Annotated in this window: 14 protein-coding genes and 1 pseudogene; 7 read left to right on the top strand and 8 right to left on the bottom strand. The window is 62.3% G+C overall.

Going from position 1 to position 14,924, the window contains the following annotated elements; all coding sequences use genetic code 11:
* Positions 1 to 585: 585 nt before the first annotated feature.
* A pseudogene (locus ACZ7GB_RS19010) lies at positions 586 to 693 on the top strand (SDR family oxidoreductase); the annotation flags it as partial.
* A 50-nt stretch (positions 694 to 743) separates the two neighbouring features.
* Here ACZ7GB_RS19010 and ACZ7GB_RS19005 read toward each other — a convergent pair.
* From ACZ7GB_RS19005 to ACZ7GB_RS18985, 5 genes are read right to left on the bottom strand one after another with little or no spacing between them, the layout of a single operon-like run.
* Complete coding sequence (locus ACZ7GB_RS19005; protein ID WP_078521203.1) at positions 744 to 1,976, bottom strand: Tm-1-like ATP-binding domain-containing protein; 1,233 nt, start codon at positions 1,974 to 1,976, stop codon at positions 744 to 746.
* 10 nt (positions 1,977 to 1,986) lie between these two features.
* Positions 1,987 to 3,471 carry an aldehyde dehydrogenase gene (locus ACZ7GB_RS19000; protein WP_472160005.1) on the bottom strand — a complete coding sequence of 495 codons (1,485 nt, stop codon included), beginning with the start codon at positions 3,469 to 3,471 and terminating at the stop codon, positions 1,987 to 1,989.
* A gap of 3 nt (positions 3,472 to 3,474) precedes the next feature.
* Positions 3,475 to 4,998 (bottom strand): tripartite tricarboxylate transporter permease, encoded by a 1,524-nt coding sequence (locus ACZ7GB_RS18995; protein ID WP_472160003.1) that lies wholly within the window; start codon positions 4,996 to 4,998, stop codon positions 3,475 to 3,477.
* A 12-nt stretch (positions 4,999 to 5,010) separates the two neighbouring features.
* On the bottom strand, positions 5,011 to 5,622 hold the full coding sequence (locus ACZ7GB_RS18990; RefSeq protein ID WP_078521196.1) for a tripartite tricarboxylate transporter TctB family protein: 612 nt from the start codon (positions 5,620 to 5,622) through the stop codon (positions 5,011 to 5,013).
* Positions 5,612 to 6,565 (bottom strand): tripartite tricarboxylate transporter substrate binding protein, encoded by a 954-nt coding sequence (locus ACZ7GB_RS18985; RefSeq protein ID WP_472160001.1) that lies wholly within the window; start codon positions 6,563 to 6,565, stop codon positions 5,612 to 5,614. Before ACZ7GB_RS18985 ends, ACZ7GB_RS18990 begins: the two co-directional genes overlap by 11 nt.
* Before the next feature lie 129 nt (positions 6,566 to 6,694).
* Here ACZ7GB_RS18985 and ACZ7GB_RS18980 point away from each other — a divergent pair, with 129 nt between their 5' ends.
* The 3 genes from ACZ7GB_RS18980 to ACZ7GB_RS18970 are packed head-to-tail and all read left to right on the top strand — an operon-like array spanning position 6,695 to position 9,484.
* Positions 6,695 to 7,480: an IclR family transcriptional regulator gene (locus ACZ7GB_RS18980; protein WP_078521192.1), complete on the top strand. Its 786-nt coding sequence runs from the start codon at positions 6,695 to 6,697 to the stop codon at positions 7,478 to 7,480.
* On the top strand, positions 7,473 to 8,120 hold the full coding sequence (locus ACZ7GB_RS18975) for an HAD-IA family hydrolase (RefSeq protein ID WP_078521190.1): 648 nt from the start codon (positions 7,473 to 7,475) through the stop codon (positions 8,118 to 8,120). The genes ACZ7GB_RS18980 and ACZ7GB_RS18975 overlap by 8 nt, the downstream gene beginning before the upstream one ends.
* Before the next feature lie 11 nt (positions 8,121 to 8,131).
* The gene (locus tag ACZ7GB_RS18970) at positions 8,132 to 9,484 is read left to right on the top strand and encodes an aminotransferase class III-fold pyridoxal phosphate-dependent enzyme (protein WP_472159999.1); all 1,353 of its coding nucleotides are present in this window, start codon (positions 8,132 to 8,134) and stop codon (positions 9,482 to 9,484) included.
* A gap of 57 nt (positions 9,485 to 9,541) precedes the next feature.
* Here ACZ7GB_RS18970 and maiA read toward each other — a convergent pair whose 3' ends face one another.
* From maiA to ACZ7GB_RS18955, 3 genes are all read right to left on the bottom strand, one after another.
* Positions 9,542 to 10,159: a maleylacetoacetate isomerase gene (gene maiA, locus ACZ7GB_RS18965; RefSeq protein WP_472159997.1), complete on the bottom strand. Its 618-nt coding sequence runs from the start codon at positions 10,157 to 10,159 to the stop codon at positions 9,542 to 9,544.
* Positions 10,156 to 10,614 (bottom strand): MarR family winged helix-turn-helix transcriptional regulator, encoded by a 459-nt coding sequence (locus ACZ7GB_RS18960; protein WP_472159996.1) that lies wholly within the window; start codon positions 10,612 to 10,614, stop codon positions 10,156 to 10,158. The genes maiA and ACZ7GB_RS18960 overlap by 4 nt, the downstream gene beginning before the upstream one ends.
* Before the next feature lie 125 nt (positions 10,615 to 10,739).
* The gene (locus ACZ7GB_RS18955) at positions 10,740 to 11,192 is read right to left on the bottom strand and encodes a MarR family winged helix-turn-helix transcriptional regulator (protein WP_472159994.1); all 453 of its coding nucleotides are present in this window, start codon (positions 11,190 to 11,192) and stop codon (positions 10,740 to 10,742) included.
* Positions 11,193 to 11,365: 173 nt separating this feature from the next.
* Between ACZ7GB_RS18955 and hmgA the strand changes: the two genes are divergently transcribed.
* From hmgA to ACZ7GB_RS18940, 3 genes are read left to right on the top strand one after another with little or no spacing between them, the layout of a single operon-like run.
* Positions 11,366 to 12,727 carry a homogentisate 1,2-dioxygenase gene (gene hmgA, locus ACZ7GB_RS18950; RefSeq protein ID WP_078521180.1) on the top strand — a complete coding sequence of 454 codons (1,362 nt, stop codon included), beginning with the start codon at positions 11,366 to 11,368 and terminating at the stop codon, positions 12,725 to 12,727.
* Positions 12,724 to 13,962, top strand: a complete 1,239-nt coding sequence (gene fahA, locus ACZ7GB_RS18945) for a fumarylacetoacetase (protein WP_472159992.1) — start codon at positions 12,724 to 12,726, stop codon at positions 13,960 to 13,962. The genes hmgA and fahA overlap by 4 nt, the downstream gene beginning before the upstream one ends.
* A gap of 11 nt (positions 13,963 to 13,973) precedes the next feature.
* Entirely contained in the window at positions 13,974 to 14,924 is a 951-nt protein-coding gene (locus ACZ7GB_RS18940; protein ID WP_078521176.1) for an MBL fold metallo-hydrolase, read from the top strand.

Raw genomic sequence — 14,924 nt, 5'->3', positions numbered from 1 at the left:
CAACCGGCGGCGCGGAGCGCGCTTTCCCGTAAAGACCGTCTGCGATCATGGCGAAGCCATCCGCTATGATCGCGGCGTTTTCCGCCTCATTCCAGTCCGCTGCTGCGGCGGCGCCAGGCTACGATTGGGCATCTGAAATGTCAGCTGGAAAACCCGGAAACCGGGGTCGGTTCTGGAAACCAACCTGCAATGCAGTGCCCCGATTTCGGCTAAGTAGTGGAGGCGAGTACCGGAATCGAACCGGTGTACACGGATTTGCAATCCGCGCTTGATCGCTGATTTCATTGAATTTTATTGTAAACTAAGTGAGTTTGGCTTGCTGGAATATCAATGACTTAAAGGGCGAGTTGTAAACCTCCCGGGCTTGTAGCGAATATTGGGTCGGTATCGGCTATGTGCGGTGTATCGCGCTCGGCAAAACTGTTTAGCATCGAGGCTGAGATCGGTGACCGGTACCGGAACGCGCCTTCAGGCGAAAAGTTTCCGCTCGAGTTGGACATCGCTCTGGGTCGACAATTCGATGTTGCTTCCCCGATTCGGCTCAGGACACATAGCCAATAGATGACCGTAGCGGCGAGAGCTATTGCGGAGGCCGAGGAGGTCGCACATGCAATCGCGCTGTTGCTCTCCTACGAGGCCGGTTTGCTCACCGGTGCTGTGCTGCCGGTCGATGGTGGTTTCCTGTCCGTCTGACCTCAACCAGGAAGCTATCTCACGAAACCTGCGGCGAATGCTGCTCTAACTCAGCCCTTAATCAGACCCTCCTCCCGCCACGCGTCGAAGATCTCAAGCGCGGCTGCGGGGAAGTCGGGGTCGTTGATATGAGCCTTCACCTCGTGCAATGCGACATTGTCGGGCGCGCAGGCGCGGATTTCGTCGAAAAAGCCCGCCAGCCCCTCGGGGTCGTGGAGATCGTGGCCGGGGCGGTCCAGTTCGTGCACCCCGCCCAAGGGCAGCAGCAGCGCAGTCGGTCCCTTTGCCCCAGCCAATTTCTCGCAATGCGCACGCGCCACCGCCCGGCGCTCCGCATGATCGAGCACGACCGAGGTCAGCAGCCGGTTATGCGCGTGACTCGGATGATCTTTCCATTTCTCGGGCAGGGGCTGCCAGCCGATCATATCGACCAGATCGTGACAGGCAGGAGCGACGATCTGCGGCGTGCCCGAGGCGCCTGCATTCGTCATCCGGTCGGCACCCGCGCTGATGGACGAGCCATGCAAGTGGTTGCCGATTTCCTGCGTCGCGAAGTCGAAAACGCAGGCGAAGGCGCCCTGTGCTGCGAGGCTCTCGAAGGCGCGCCCGCCCATGCCCGTGGCGTGAAATACCGCGACCTCGTAGCCGCGCGCTTCCAGTTCGGGCTTCAGCGTCACCATGTATTTCAGGAAGGATTTCCCGAAGGACGTCATCCCGATCAGCGGTTTCAAACGATCGGGCCGTTCCACCGCTCGGGCCGCGCCCAGAACCGCGCCCGCCGCCTGACTGAGCGAGGCTTTGCAGATCGAGTTCAGCCCGTAAAGCCCGCCCGCCCAGAGGATCATCTGCACATCCGCCGCGATCCGTTCGGGCGGCAGAAGCGGCGAGAAAGAGACCGTCGAGACGATATATTTCGGCACCCCGATCGGCAGCGCCGCACATAGGTCGAGCGCCAGATCGGTGCCCATCGTTCCGCCCAGCACGACCATCCCGTCGAACAGGCCCTCGGCGTGGAGTTGCGCGACCAGCGTCGCGCCCCCGCGCGCCATGATCTGCATCGCCTGGTTTTCGTCGCCGCTCGCAATCGCAGCCTCGATAGAGGAGCCGCCCGCTTCGGCCACCTGATGCTTGCTGTATTCGACCGGGGTCGAGGGCTCGCCGAGAACCGAGACGTCCATACGCAGGACACGCCCGCCCTGTGCTTCGATCACCTCGCGCAGATAGGTCAGTTCATCGTCCTTGGTGTCGTAAGTGCCGACAACGAGAATGGTTCGATCAGTCATACGCGCCCCCTTAAAGTTTGATCCAAGCGGTTTTCAGGTCGAGATATTTATCGAACGCATGCAGTGACTTGTCATGCCCGTTGCCCGACTGCTTGACCCCGCCCAGGGGCACGGTCAGGTCGGATCCGCCATAGGTGTTCACATGCACGACGCCCGCGTGGATGCCCCGAATCATCCGATGCGCGCGGCTCAGATCTGCGGTCCAGACGGCCGCGGCCAACCCGTAATCGGTGCCGTTGGCGATGCGCAGGGCCTCTTCTTCGGTGTCGAACGGAATCACTGCCAGAACCGGGCCGAAGACTTCGCGCTGTGCGATCGGATCGTCGGGGGCGACCCCGGTGACGATCGTGGGCTCCATGAAGAACCCGCCTGTCTCTTCACGGATGCGCTTGCCGCCATAGACCTGACGACCCGCCGCCTCGGCCTCGCTTACGAAGCGGAGGTTCTGCTCCAGCTGACGGGCGGAGTTCACCGCTCCGGCCTGCGTCGCCGGATCGAGCGGATCGCCCACCTGAATCGTCTCGGTAAAGGCGCGCAGCTTCTCGACGAAGGCGTCATGGATCGACCGCTCAACCAGCAGCCGAGACCCCGCGATGCAGACTTGGCCGGAATTGCGGAAGATGCCGTTGGCCGCGACCTTCACCGCCGTGTCCAGATCGGGCGCATCGGCAAAGACGATGTTGGGCGATTTGCCACCCAGTTCCAGATAGACGCGTTTGAGGTTCGATTTCGCGGCGTTCTCCAGCAGACGCCGCCCGACCGGACCCGAGCCGGTGAACACCATCACGTCGATCTGCATCGACAGAGCCATCGCTTCGCCGACCACAGCTCCTTCGCCCAGCACGACGTTGAACACGCCCGGCGGCATCCCGGCCTCGAGCGCCAGATCGGCAATACGGCGCAGCGTGAGCGACGCGGTCTCGGCCGGTTTCAGAACCACGGTATTTCCCGCCGCCAGCGCCGGGCCCAGCTTCCATGCGCCGATCATCAGCGGGAAGTTCCATGGTACGATCGCGCCGACCACGCCCACCGGTTCGCGATGCACCAGCCCCAACGCATCGGGCGCGGTGGGGGCGATCTCGCCATAGATCTTGTCGATGGCCTCGGCATAGTAGCGGATCGTCGCGGCGGCGGAGAACGGCTCAGCCTTCAGTGCCATGCCGATCTCGGTGCCGTTGTCGCGCACGCCGAGAACGGCAAGCTCCAGCGCGTTGGCCTCGATCAATGCGGCCCATTTCAGCAGCACTGCCTTGCGTGCAGCCGGGGCCAGCCCCGACCAGCGCCCGTCATCGAAGGCTACGCGCGCGCTGGCGATTGCGGCTTCGGCATCGGTGGTGGTGCCGCGCGCCAGCGTGGTGATCTCGCGCCCGTCGAGCGGTGAGATCACCGGCAATGTGCCACCGTCCGAGGCGGGCTGTGCCGCGCCCTCGATCAGATGCAGGGCGGGGGGGATGTCGGCGCTACGCAGTGCCGCGATCTTGTTGGTATCGAGCATTGCTTACCTCGTGAAACTGTCATGCATGTCGTGATCGTGCGCGCTCTCTGGCTCGCGGTTCTGGCGCTCGCGGTAAAGGCTCGCGAAATGGGCGATCAGAAGTCCGCCGATGGCCAATCCGAGGATTGCCGCGATCGGACGGTCGAAGAAGTCGATCGGCACATGCACGCGCGCCATCGACGACCGCAACTTGGTCTCCATGATGCCGCCCAGGACCATGCCCAGAACGATCGGGACGATCGGCAGGTTTTGCCGTTTCAGGATCAGTCCGAGGACGCCAAATGCCGCAGCAATCGCGCAGTCCACAATCGAGTTGCGCAGTGAATAGACGCCGACGAAGCTAAGAACGAGGATCATCATGCCAAGGAAACGCGTCGGGATCTGGATGATCTTGAGCAGCCAGTTTGACGAGACGAGCATGAACAACACCACGATGATGTTGAGCAAAATCATCGCGATATAGAGCGCGTAGACGAAATCCAGCTTGTTCTGGAACAGCTGCGGGCCGGGGGTCACGTTGTGGACGTAGAAGACCGATAGCATCATTGCGGTGAGCGCCTCGCCCGGGATGCCGAGCGCCAGCAGCGGGATCATCGCAGCGGCAGGCACCGCGTTGTTGGCGGCCTCCGACGCGATCAGGCCTTCGGCACTGCCATTGCCAAATTCCTCGGGCGTCTTCGAGGTTTTCTGTGCGTAGGTGTAGGACAGAAACTGCGCGGTGAATTCGCCGACGCCGGGGATCATCCCCATCAACACCCCGCAGCTGGCAGCAAAGCCCGCCACCCTTTTGTGGCGTAGGACGCCCATCATCGCCCGCCCCATCGAGCCTTCGATGCGTTGCGCATGCGGTGCCGATTCCGGTTCGATCAGCAGGAGGAAGGCTTGGCTCAGCGCGAAAAGCCCCAGAACCACCACGATCAAATCAAAGCCCGAATTCAGGAAATCGAAACCAAAGGTGAAGCGCATCGTGTATTTGACGGGCTCCAGCCCGACGGTCTGCAGAAAAATTCCGAAGGCCGCCAACATTCCGGCCGCGAAGGTCTGGCCGCGATGGGCGAGGATCACCAGGACGATACCCAGCAGCGCGGCCAGGAAAATCTCGCGCGAGCCGAACATCGGCGCGATTTTCGCCAGCACGGGTGAAAGCAGGATCAGAGCGATGATCGAGGCGACGCCGCCGAAGAACGAGGCTCCATAGGCGAGGCCAAGTGCGCGCAACGCCTCGCCCTTCTTCGTCATCGGGTGACCATCATAGGTGGTCAGCGCGTTGACCGCCGTGCCGGGCGTGTTGATCAGGATTGCGGGCAGCGATCCGCCGAACATTGATGACCCGTAGATGCCCAGAAGCATGGTCAAGCCGACCAGCGGCGGCATCGCAAAGGTCGCGGGCAGCAGGATGGCGATTGCGACGGCCGGGCCGACGCCGGGGATCGCACCGATGATCACCCCGCCAATCGAACCGATCAAGAGAGCGACCATAACGTCGAGGCGCATAAGCATCTCTGCGCCGGAAAGCAGCATGTCCATGAGGGACGCTCCTTAGAAGTAGGTCATTAGAATTGCGCGGAAGGGCGCAGGGGCGGCCTCGTAAATCAGTCCGGCGGGGATTTTGACTTGCAGGAAGCTTTTGAAAAGCACCACGACGACGACCGAGAACAGGACGGAGATCAGCATCCAGCGCCAGCCGCGGTATCCCAGACGCAGCGTCATCGCGCAGCTGAACAGGATCGTGGCGGGCAGGTATCCGATGAGCGGGACCAGCGCGACATAGGCCATGAACCACACCGCATATTCGAGCGAGCGTAGCCATTGCATGACTTCGCGCCATCGGCCGGGAATGCGCTCCGAGACAAACGAGCCGAGAAGGTGAAACATGCTGAATACAACCATCGCGATGATCGAGATCATCGGCCAGAAGGCGGGTTGTGCGTAGGTCTTCGTGCGTTTGACCCATTCGGTCTGCCACGGCAGGGCGATCAACAAACCGATTGAGAGCGCGAAGAACAGCACGGCGAAGGCCATGTCACCGGGACGGCGATAGCGCTTGAACAGATCTTCCAGGTTCTTGGTGCGGATCGCCCGGGCAAAGCGGGCGCCCGCGCGCGGAGGGGTCTCGCGCGCGGGGCCTGGAGAGGATGGCTCATTCGCCATTGATTAGACCGTCGATCGTGCCGAGGGTTTCACTGTCATGCGCGATGCGCTGGGTCGCGGTCGCGGCATCTTGCCAGTAGATCAGCGCACCCGTTTGATCGGCCAGCTCCTTGGCCTTGTCCGAGCTCATGACTTTTTCGGCGACGGCAGCGATCTTTTCGCGCACGTCCTCAGGAGTGCCTTTCTTGACGAAGAGGCCATCCCACAGCGCCAGGTCGAGATCCGGTTCCAATTCACCGACCGTCGGGGTGTCGGGCGTCAGTGGAATACGCTTCTCCCCGATCGATGCCATCACGTTGATATCGTCGAGGCAGGGGAGGATCAGTTGCAGGGTGGTGTTGATCACATCCGCATCGCCCGAGGCCAGCGTGTTGCAGTCGAGCGCGTCGAACGCCGCTTCGGATCCGAAATCGAAGCCCTTTTTCTTCGCGAGTGCGAAGGTCACCTGCGTCGGGATCAGGAAGGAGCCGAAGTGGCCGAGTGCGACGTCGTGGTCCTTGGCATAGGCGGCCAGCTCGTCGATCGTTGCATAGGGCGCGTCCTTTGAGGCGGCGATGACGAACGGGTAGGTCAGGAAAATGCCCACCGGCTCGAAAGGATCGGGGCTGAGCGCGGGGATGCCAACCGAGGGGCCGACCACGGGCACGTCAATCACGAAAGAGCCGACCGTGTAGCCATCGGCCGGAGCCTGTGCGACCTCGGCCGCGCCGGGGAAGGGGCCGCCGCCGCCGCCGGGCTTGTTCACCACCGCAGCGGGAACGCCATAGGTCTTCTGGAACTCGTCCGCGATCATCCGGGTCAGCACGTCTTCCAGATCGCCCGGCGGGAACGGGACGACGAATTCGACGGGTTTCTCGGGGTACTCGGCCTGCGCGGGCAGGCCCGCGGCAAGCGGGAGGCCGAGGGCGAGCGCCCCTGCCAGCAGCTTGAAGGTCGAAGTCATGAAGCTCTCCTGTTGCGTGGTTTATTATTTGAACCATTGGTATCAAATATTCTTGCATCGGGTTTTCTTTTATGTCAACGTTTCAGTTGCAACGAACAGAATTTTTACGGGAGGCTGCCAAAGGGCGCGATGGGAACGATCACAAAGGCATTGGAATTGCTGGATTATATCTCCACTCAGCGCCCCGAGATCGGGCTCAGCGAATATGTTCGTCTCACGCAGCGCGATAAGGCTACGGTGCACCGTCATCTCGTCGAATTGGCCGAATGCGGCTTTCTCGAACAGAACCCGGAGACCCGTGGCTATCGGCTGGGCCCCGCGATTCTGCGTCTCTACGGGGTGCGCGAGGCGAATATGCCGCTGCGTTCGGTGTTGCGTCCTTTTATCGAAGAGATGGCGCAGGAAGTCGGCGAGCTGGTCCATGTCTCTCTGTTGCAAGGCCAGCAGCTTTCGCCGGTCGTGCATCATGATCCGCGCCTGCACGGGACGCAGGTCGCTTTCGACGAGTCGCAGCTTCTGCCTCTGCACGCGACAGCCTCTGGCTTGGTGATGCTTTGCTTCGGCGGAGACGATCTGCGGGCGCGGGTTCTGGATGCGCCGCTGGAGAGCTTCACCGCCCAGACCGTCGTCGACCCTGATAGCCTGCGCGAAAAGCTGGCGGAATGCCGTGCCAATGGCAGTGTGTGGGTGGAGAAGGGCTTCGACGACGAGGTTTCCTCCCTTGCTGGTCCGATCTTCGGGCTTGGCGGTGCGGTGATCGGCGCGGTTTCGATCGCGGTTCCTTCGTCGCGCGCAGGGGCCGAGAAGCGCGCAGCTATGGTGGAGGCTCTGCGAAAATGGGTGCCCCGACTGTCCGAGCTCATGGGCGGTTCGCTTCCTGCGGATTATCAGCAACGCGAGGTGACGCATGGCTGAGCGCGCGCTCGTGCTCGACTTCGGTGGCGTGATCTCACGCACGCTGTTCGAAACGCATGATCTGACCGAGGCTGCGTTGGGTCTTGCGTCGGGAAGCTTGACCTGGCGCGGTCCGTTCGAGCCTCAGACCGACCCGCTCTGGCGCGCGATGCAGGCGGATGAAATCTCGGAGCGCGACTATTGGCGCCAGCGCACGCAGGAAGTGGCGGCTCTGGTCGGACGCGACTGGAGCGAGATGTCCGATTTCGTGCGCGCGGCGCGCGGGGCGAGCCCTGCCGATGTGATCCGCCCGGAATTCCTCGCAGCGATCGACAAGGCTGAGGCTGCAGGGTGCCGCCTCGCGATCCTGTCCAACGAGCTCGATCTGTTCTACGGCGCGGATTTCCGCGAGAAGCTGCCCTTCCTTCGCCGGTTCGATGCTGTGATCGACGCGACCTATACCAAGATTCTGAAACCCGACCCGCGCGCCTATCACGGTGTGCTCGAGGCGCTCGACCTTCCGGCCGAAGCCTGCGTTTTCGTCGATGACCAGCTGCGCAACATTCGCGGCGCCGAGGCCGTCGGCATGATCCCCGTTCACTTCGATGTGCAATCTCCCGCTCAGGGCTACGCCACCGCGCTGCGCCTGCTGGGCCTATGATGAGGACCGACATGAAAGACGAGAATTTCCTGAAAGAGCGCAACGCCCGTTCGATCTGGCACCCGATGGCGCATCCCGCGGACAGCCAGAAGAATCTGCCCGAGATCATCGTGGCGGGCGACGGAGTGACGATCACCGATGTCGATGGCCACAAGACGGTCGACGGTGTGGGCGGGCTTTGGAACGTCAATCTCGGGTTCTCGTGCCAGCCGGTGAAGGACGCCATTGCCGCACAGCTCGACCGTCTGCCCTATTACTCGATCTTTCGCGGCACCACGAACGACGCGGTGATCGAACTGGGGGAGATGCTGGCCGAGTTTTTCGCTCCCGACGGGCTGGAGCGCGCGTTCTACACCTCGGGCGGTTCGGATTCGGTCGAGATCGCGCTGCGTCTGGCGCGGCAATATCACAAGCTGCGCGGCGAGGCGGGCCGGGTGAAATACCTCTCGCTCAAGAAGGGCTATCACGGCACCCATACGCTGGGCGCAAGCGTCAACGGCAACGCCAATTTCCGCACTCAGTACGAACCGCTGATGCCGGGCTGCTACCACATCCCGGCGCCCTATACCTACCGCAATCCCTTCAACGAAACCGATCCCGAGAAGCTGGCGCAGCTCTGCCTCGCTGCGCTGGAAGACGAGATCAAGTTCCAGGGCGCCGAGACAATCGCCGCAATGATCATGGAGCCGATCCTCGGGGCAGGGGGCGTGATCGTCCCGCATGAGAGTTTCATGCCCGGCGTGCGGGCAATCTGCGACAAATACGGCATTCTGCTGATCGCCGATGAGGTGATCACCGCCTTCGGTCGCACGGGGGCCTGGTCGGGCTCGCGGCTCTGGGGGGTGCAGCCGGATATGATGACGACCGCCAAGGCGATCACGAATGGGTATTTCCCCTTCGGCGCCGTGATGATTTCGGGGCGCGTGGCCGAAGTGTTCGAAACCGATACCACCGGCAAGGCGGCGATCGGCTCTGGCTACACCTATTCGGGCCATCCGGTCGGCGCGGCGGCGGCGATTGCCTGCCTGAAAGAGACGCAGGCGCTCAACGTCAAGGACAACGCAGCCGCGCGTGGGGCCCAGCTCTATGAAGGGTTGCTCGATCTCCAGAAAAAGCACGACATCGTGGGTAACGTGCGTGGCGGACGTGGTCTCATGTGCGCGCTGGAACTGGTCTCGGATCGCGCGACCAAGGCGCCGATCGACAAGGCCAGCATCGCCAAGGTTCATCGCGGTGCCTACGAGACGGGCGCGATGGTTCGGATCTCGGGCAATAACGTGATTCTGTCTCCCTCGCTGATCGTGACCGAAGAGAACATTGCCACAATCCTCGGCGCGCTCGACGCAGGGCTGGCGGCGGTCTGACGAAAAAGCCCGGCCTGCAGCTGCGGGTCGGGTGCATTCAAGCCGTCTTTATGTGCCTCAATGCGGGGTTTTGTCGGGATGCGCCGCGGCGAAGGCGGGCAGGCTTTCGAGATGCGCTCCGATCCGGGTCAGTTTCGGCATCCCTGTCAGGTCGACCTTCCAGCGCTGCGCATTGTAGAGCTGCGGCACGAGGCACAGATCGGCCAGGGTGACCGATGATCCGTGGCAGTAATCGCCGGCATCCACCATCGCTTCGAGCGCCTGTAGGCCGGGCCTGATAAACGCCTGCATCCAGCCCTCCATCGTGATCGCTCCCTCAGAGGCGGCGACTGCGTGTTTGGCGACGCGAAGATTGCAGATCGGGTGAATATCGATGGCGACGGCATGGGCGAGAGCACGGATATTGGCGCGTTCAGCGGCATCGCCGGGCAGCAGGTTCAGATCACGCGTCTCATCGAGATATTCGAGAATCGCCAGGGATTGGGTGAAGCACTTTCCGTCGAGTTCAATCGCGGGAACCAGCCCCTGCGGATTGCGCGTAAGATGCGCGGGCTCGGTCTGCTCGCCCTTGGTCAAGTCGACGGAAACGTTCGTCCAGTCCATTCCGGCCAGACCGAGGGCGATCCGCACCCGGTAACTCGCCGAGGACCGCCAGTAATCATAGAGCACCGTCATTGTGCCGCCTTCTTTGTAAGCAGTTTGTCCATGCCGCGTCGCAGCCCCGCCAGATCGCGGCCCAGAAGTGACTCCAGATCCGATTGATAGGCGATGGCACGCGGTAGAAGTTTGGCCATCAACTCGCGTCCGGTCGGGGTCAGGCTGAGCGCGATCAGGCGTCCGTCGGAGGGGTCGGAGCGTTTCGTCACAAGCCCCGCCTGTTCCAGCGCCGCCGCGGCCCGGCTGACCTTGGGCCGCTCCAGCGAGACGCGCCGTTCGATATCGCGCACCGACACCGGCCCGGCATGGCTGAGGTGAACCATCACTCGCCATTGCGGCATGCTCAGCCCGGCCTCGCGGTAGCCTTGAGCCAACTCGTCACTCAGCTTCGTCGCGATCTCCGCCATCAGATAGGGCAGGAAATCATCGAGCTGGAACTCGGGCAGCGGCGTATCGGTCTCGTGTCGGGTCATCGTCGCGTGGGCATCTGTGTTTTGTTGCGCTTGCAACAAAGAAGCACAAAACACGTTTCATTTGCAACGAAAAAGCGGCGGCGATGTGCAGTCGACTGCACCAAACGACCGGGAAGCCATGTCGTTTACCGTGGTGGGAGTGCGAGAAGCCGGTCCAGACCGGTCTCCAGATTTGTGGCCGCGTCGCCAAGTTCTGCCACCAACTCGGCTTGGAAGGCGTTCGCCAGCACCAGAAGCTCCGCCATCATTGCGCGGCCATTCGCGGTAAGTCGCAGCTTGACCAGTCGTTTGTCGCCTTCGTGGCGGGTCTTCGCGATCAGCCCGTTGGCCTCCAGCCGGGACGCCGCGCGCGAGACCTTGGATTTTTCCATCGCCACCCGCGCTTCGATGTCCCGCACCGATACGTCATCGCTCTGTGCGAGATGGACGAGGACACGCCATTCGGGAATCGAGATACCGAACCGGTCTCGATATTGCCGGGCGAGCCTCTCCGAAAGTTTCTCGGCAGCTACGGCCAGCCGATAGGGGGTAAAGCTGTAGAGATCAAATTCGGGCAACTCAGCGGCATCTTCAGACATCCTCAACCCCCTGCTTTCGCACATTTTTATATCCACATCATCATAATACAGCGGTGAATTCATTGCGAGTGCAATAAATATCCTTGACTTCGTTGCGAATGAAACGAAAAATCAGACCAGGTTCGAAACTGCAGCTTTCCGCGCTGCCCGTGACCAAGGGATTGGAGGATCTCATGACCGATCAAGCGCTTCCGAAGGGCATGATCCGCGCGACCGGCACCACCGGCACGCATGAAGGTTATATGCCTGGTTTTGGCAATGACTTCGAAACCGAGGCGCTGCCCGGCGCTCTGCCTCAGGGGCAGAACAGCCCGCAGAAGGTCGAATATGGCCTCTATGCCGAGCAGCTTTCGGGCACCGCATTCACTGCGCCGCGCGGCCAGAACGAGCGCACGTGGTGCTACCGCATCCGACCCTCGGTGAAGCACACCGGTCGGTTCGAGAAGATCGACGTGCCGTATTGGAAATCGGCGCCCAATATCGACCCCGACGTGATCAGCCTTGGTCAGTATCGCTGGGATCCGGTGCCGCATACCGACGAAGAGCTGACCTGGATCACCGGGATGCGCACGGTCACCACGGCCGGCGACGTGAACACTCAGGTCGGCATGGCGAGCCATATCTACCTCGTCACCAAATCGATGGAAGACGAGTATTTCTTTTCGGCCGACAGCGAATTGCTGGTGGTCCCGCAGGAGGGGCGTCTGCGCTTCTGCACCGAGCTTGGAATCATCGACCTCGAGCCCAAGGAAATCGCGATCCTGCCGCGCGGTCTCGTGTATCGCGTCGAGCTTCTCGACGGGCCTGCACGCGGCTTTGTCTGCGAAAACTACGGTCAGAAGTTCGACCTCCCGGGCCGAGGTCCGATCGGCGCAAACTGCCTTGCCAACCCGCGTGACTTCAAATGCCCCGTCGCAGCCTTCGAAGACCGTGATGCGAAAAGCCGGGTCGTGATCAAGTGGTGCGGGCAGTTCCACGAGACGTTCATCGGCCACAGCCCGCTCGACGTGGTGGCATGGCACGGGAACTACTGCGCCTATAAATACGACCTGCGCACCTACAGCCCGGTCGGCGCGATCCTGTTCGATCACCCTGATCCGTCGATCTTCACCGTGCTCACCGCGCCTTCGGGGCAGGAAGGTACCGCGAATATCGATTTCGTGCTGTTCCGCGAGCGTTGGATGGTGGCGGAGCACACCTTCCGTCCGCCGTGGTATCACAAGAACATCATGTCCGAGCTGATGGGCAACATCTACGGCATCTACGACGCCAAGCCGCAGGGCTTCGTGCCGGGCGGGATGAGCCTGCACAACATGATGCTGCCGCACGGGCCGGATCGCAACGCGTTCGAACATGCATCGAACGAGCCGATGGAGCCTGTCTATCAGGCCGACACGATGCAATTCATGTTCGAGACGCGCTTCCCGCAGATGCTGACCGAATTCGCGGCGAAGGAAGCGCCCCTTCAGGACGATTACATCGACTGTTGGGACAGCATCGAGAAGAAATTCGACGGAAAACCGGGGATCAAATGACCGACAAGACCAGCTGGGTTTCGTCCGCACAGGGCGACACCGACTTTCCGATCCAGAACCTGCCCTACGGCGTCTTTGACGACGGCAAGGGGGCGCGGATGGGTGTCGCGATCGGGGATATGATACTTGATGTGGCCAAGGTGGATCACGAGCTTTCGGCGGAGCTCTTTGCCGAGCCCGCATGGAACCGCGTCATGGAAGCCGGCCCGGAGACCTGGGCCAAGCTTCGCGCGCGGCTGACCGAGCTTCTCTCCAACGAGACGCATAAGTCGGCGGTCGAGCCGCATCTGGTGCCGCAGTCCGGCGCGAAGATGCTCATGCCGTTCCGCGTGGCCGAGTACACGGATTTCTACGCAGGCAAAAACCACGCGACCAATGTCGGCACGATCTTCCGGGGGGCGGAAAACGCGCTGCCGGCGAACTGGCTGTCGATCCCGATCGGCTATAACGGCCGCGCCTCGTCGGTCGTCGTCTCGGGCACGCCGGTCACGCGCCCCAACGGGCAGGTGAAAGGCCCGAACGAGGATCTGCCGCGTTTCGCCCCCTCGGCGCGCTTCGACATCGAACTGGAATTCGGCGCGATCGTCGGCCAGCCCTCCGAAGGCATGATCTCGGTCGGTCAAGCCGATGACATGATCTTCGGCTATGTGCTGCTCAACGACTGGTCGGCGCGCGACATCCAGGCTTGGGAATACGTGCCGCTCGGTCCGTTCCAGGCCAAGGCGACCGCGACCACGATCAGCCCGTGGATCGTGACCCGCGCAGCGCTGGAGCCGTTCCGGGTCTCGACGCCCGAGCGCGAGCGACCGCTCCTGCCGTATCTGCGCGAGCCGGGGCCGATGAATTACGACATCGACCTGGAGGTCGCTCTGCGCCCCGAGGGCGGCGAGGAAGCGGTGATTTCGCGCACCAATACCTCGATGCTCTACTACTCTGCCGCGCAGCAGCTGGCCCATCACACCACGTCGGGCTGCGCCATGCGCGTAGGCGATCTGCTGGGCTCGGGCACGATCTCGGGCACCGAGAAAGACAGCCGGGGCTCGCTGCTCGAACTCAGCTGGTCGGGCAAGGAGCCGCTGGAACTTCCCGATGGCTCGACCCGCAGCTTCATCGAGGATGGTGACACGCTGACCCTGCGCGGCGCTGCGCAGGGTGAAGGATACCGCATCGGGTTCGGTGATTGCGCGGGGCAGGTACTGCCCGCCCGCGCCTTGCCGGACTGGGCTAAGGAATAAGGAGGCATCTCATGGCCAAGGCATTCGCGTCGCAAGGCGACATGGAAGACAAGAAAATCAGCTTCACCCAGGTGGGCGAGGGGCTGTATGCCTTCACCGCGGAAGGTGACCCCAACACCGGTGTGATCATCGGCGACGACAGCGTGATGATCGTTGAGGCGCAAGCCACTCCGCGCCTTGCGCGCAAGGTGATCGAATGCGTCCGCTCGGTGACCGACAAACCGATCAGCCACCTCGTGCTCACCCACTACCATGCCGTGCGCGTTCTCGGCGCATCGGCCTACGGTGCCCGCGAAGTCATCATGTCCGATACCTCGCGCGCTCAGGTTGCTGAACGCGGTCAGGAAGACTGGGACAGTGAATTCGGTCGTTTCCCGCGCCTGTTCCAAGGCCATGAGGAAATTCCGGGTCTGACTTGGCCGACCACGACCTTCTCCGACCAGATGACGGTTTATCTGGGCAACCGCCGCGTCGATATCATGCATCTCGGCCGCGCTCATACCGCAGGCGACGCGGTGATCTGGGTTCCGGATCAGGAGGTCATGTTCACCGGTGACATCGTCGAGTATCACTCGGCCTGCTATTGCGGCGACGGGCACTATCAGGACTGGCCCGAGACGCTGGCCAATATCGCGGCTTTCGAGCCCAAGGCGATTGCGCCCGGTCGGGGCGATGCGCTGGTCGGTGAGGAGATGGTCACCGAGGCGCTGGAAAACACCGCCGACTTCATCCGCTCGAGCTACAAGCCGGTGGAACGTGTGGTGGCCCGCGGCGGCACCCTGAAAGAGGCATGGGACGCGGTGCGCGAAGCCTGCGATCCAAAATTCGCCGATTACGCGATCTACGAACATTGCCTGCCGTTCAATGTGGCGCGCGCCTATGACGAGGCCCGCGGCATCGACACCCCGCGTGTCTGGACGGCTGAGCGCGATCAGGAAATGTGGAACGCTTTGCAAGGCTGA

Source organism: Thioclava sp. PTB-PU3-1, assembly GCF_055666785.1.
The sequence above is the reverse complement of the archived record's forward strand: the minus strand, read 5'-3'. Positions and strand labels throughout refer to the sequence as shown.

Bases quoted from the DNA above. Each gene is read 5' to 3' on its own strand.
- ACZ7GB_RS19005 (WP_078521203.1), bottom strand. From the start codon at position 1,976: ATGACTGATCGAACCATTCTCGTTGTCGGCACTTACGACACCAAGGAC.
- ACZ7GB_RS19000 (WP_472160005.1), bottom strand. From the start codon at position 3,471: ATGCTCGATACCAACAAGATCGCGGCACTGCGTAGCGCCGACATCCCC.
- ACZ7GB_RS18995 (WP_472160003.1), bottom strand. From the start codon at position 4,998: ATGGACATGCTGCTTTCCGGCGCAGAGATGCTTATGCGCCTCGACGTT.
- ACZ7GB_RS18990 (WP_078521196.1), bottom strand. From the start codon at position 5,622: ATGGCGAATGAGCCATCCTCTCCAGGCCCCGCGCGCGAGACCCCTCCG.
- ACZ7GB_RS18985 (WP_472160001.1), bottom strand. From the start codon at position 6,565: ATGACTTCGACCTTCAAGCTGCTGGCAGGGGCGCTCGCCCTCGGCCTC.
- ACZ7GB_RS18980 (WP_078521192.1), top strand. From the start codon at position 6,695: ATGGGAACGATCACAAAGGCATTGGAATTGCTGGATTATATCTCCACT.
- ACZ7GB_RS18975 (WP_078521190.1), top strand. From the start codon at position 7,473: ATGGCTGAGCGCGCGCTCGTGCTCGACTTCGGTGGCGTGATCTCACGC.
- ACZ7GB_RS18970 (WP_472159999.1), top strand. From the start codon at position 8,132: ATGAAAGACGAGAATTTCCTGAAAGAGCGCAACGCCCGTTCGATCTGG.
- maiA (WP_472159997.1), bottom strand. From the start codon at position 10,159: ATGACGGTGCTCTATGATTACTGGCGGTCCTCGGCGAGTTACCGGGTG.
- ACZ7GB_RS18960 (WP_472159996.1), bottom strand. From the start codon at position 10,614: ATGACCCGACACGAGACCGATACGCCGCTGCCCGAGTTCCAGCTCGAT.
- ACZ7GB_RS18955 (WP_472159994.1), bottom strand. From the start codon at position 11,192: ATGTCTGAAGATGCCGCTGAGTTGCCCGAATTTGATCTCTACAGCTTT.
- hmgA (WP_078521180.1), top strand. From the start codon at position 11,366: ATGACCGATCAAGCGCTTCCGAAGGGCATGATCCGCGCGACCGGCACC.
- fahA (WP_472159992.1), top strand. From the start codon at position 12,724: ATGACCGACAAGACCAGCTGGGTTTCGTCCGCACAGGGCGACACCGAC.
- ACZ7GB_RS18940 (WP_078521176.1), top strand. From the start codon at position 13,974: ATGGCCAAGGCATTCGCGTCGCAAGGCGACATGGAAGACAAGAAAATC.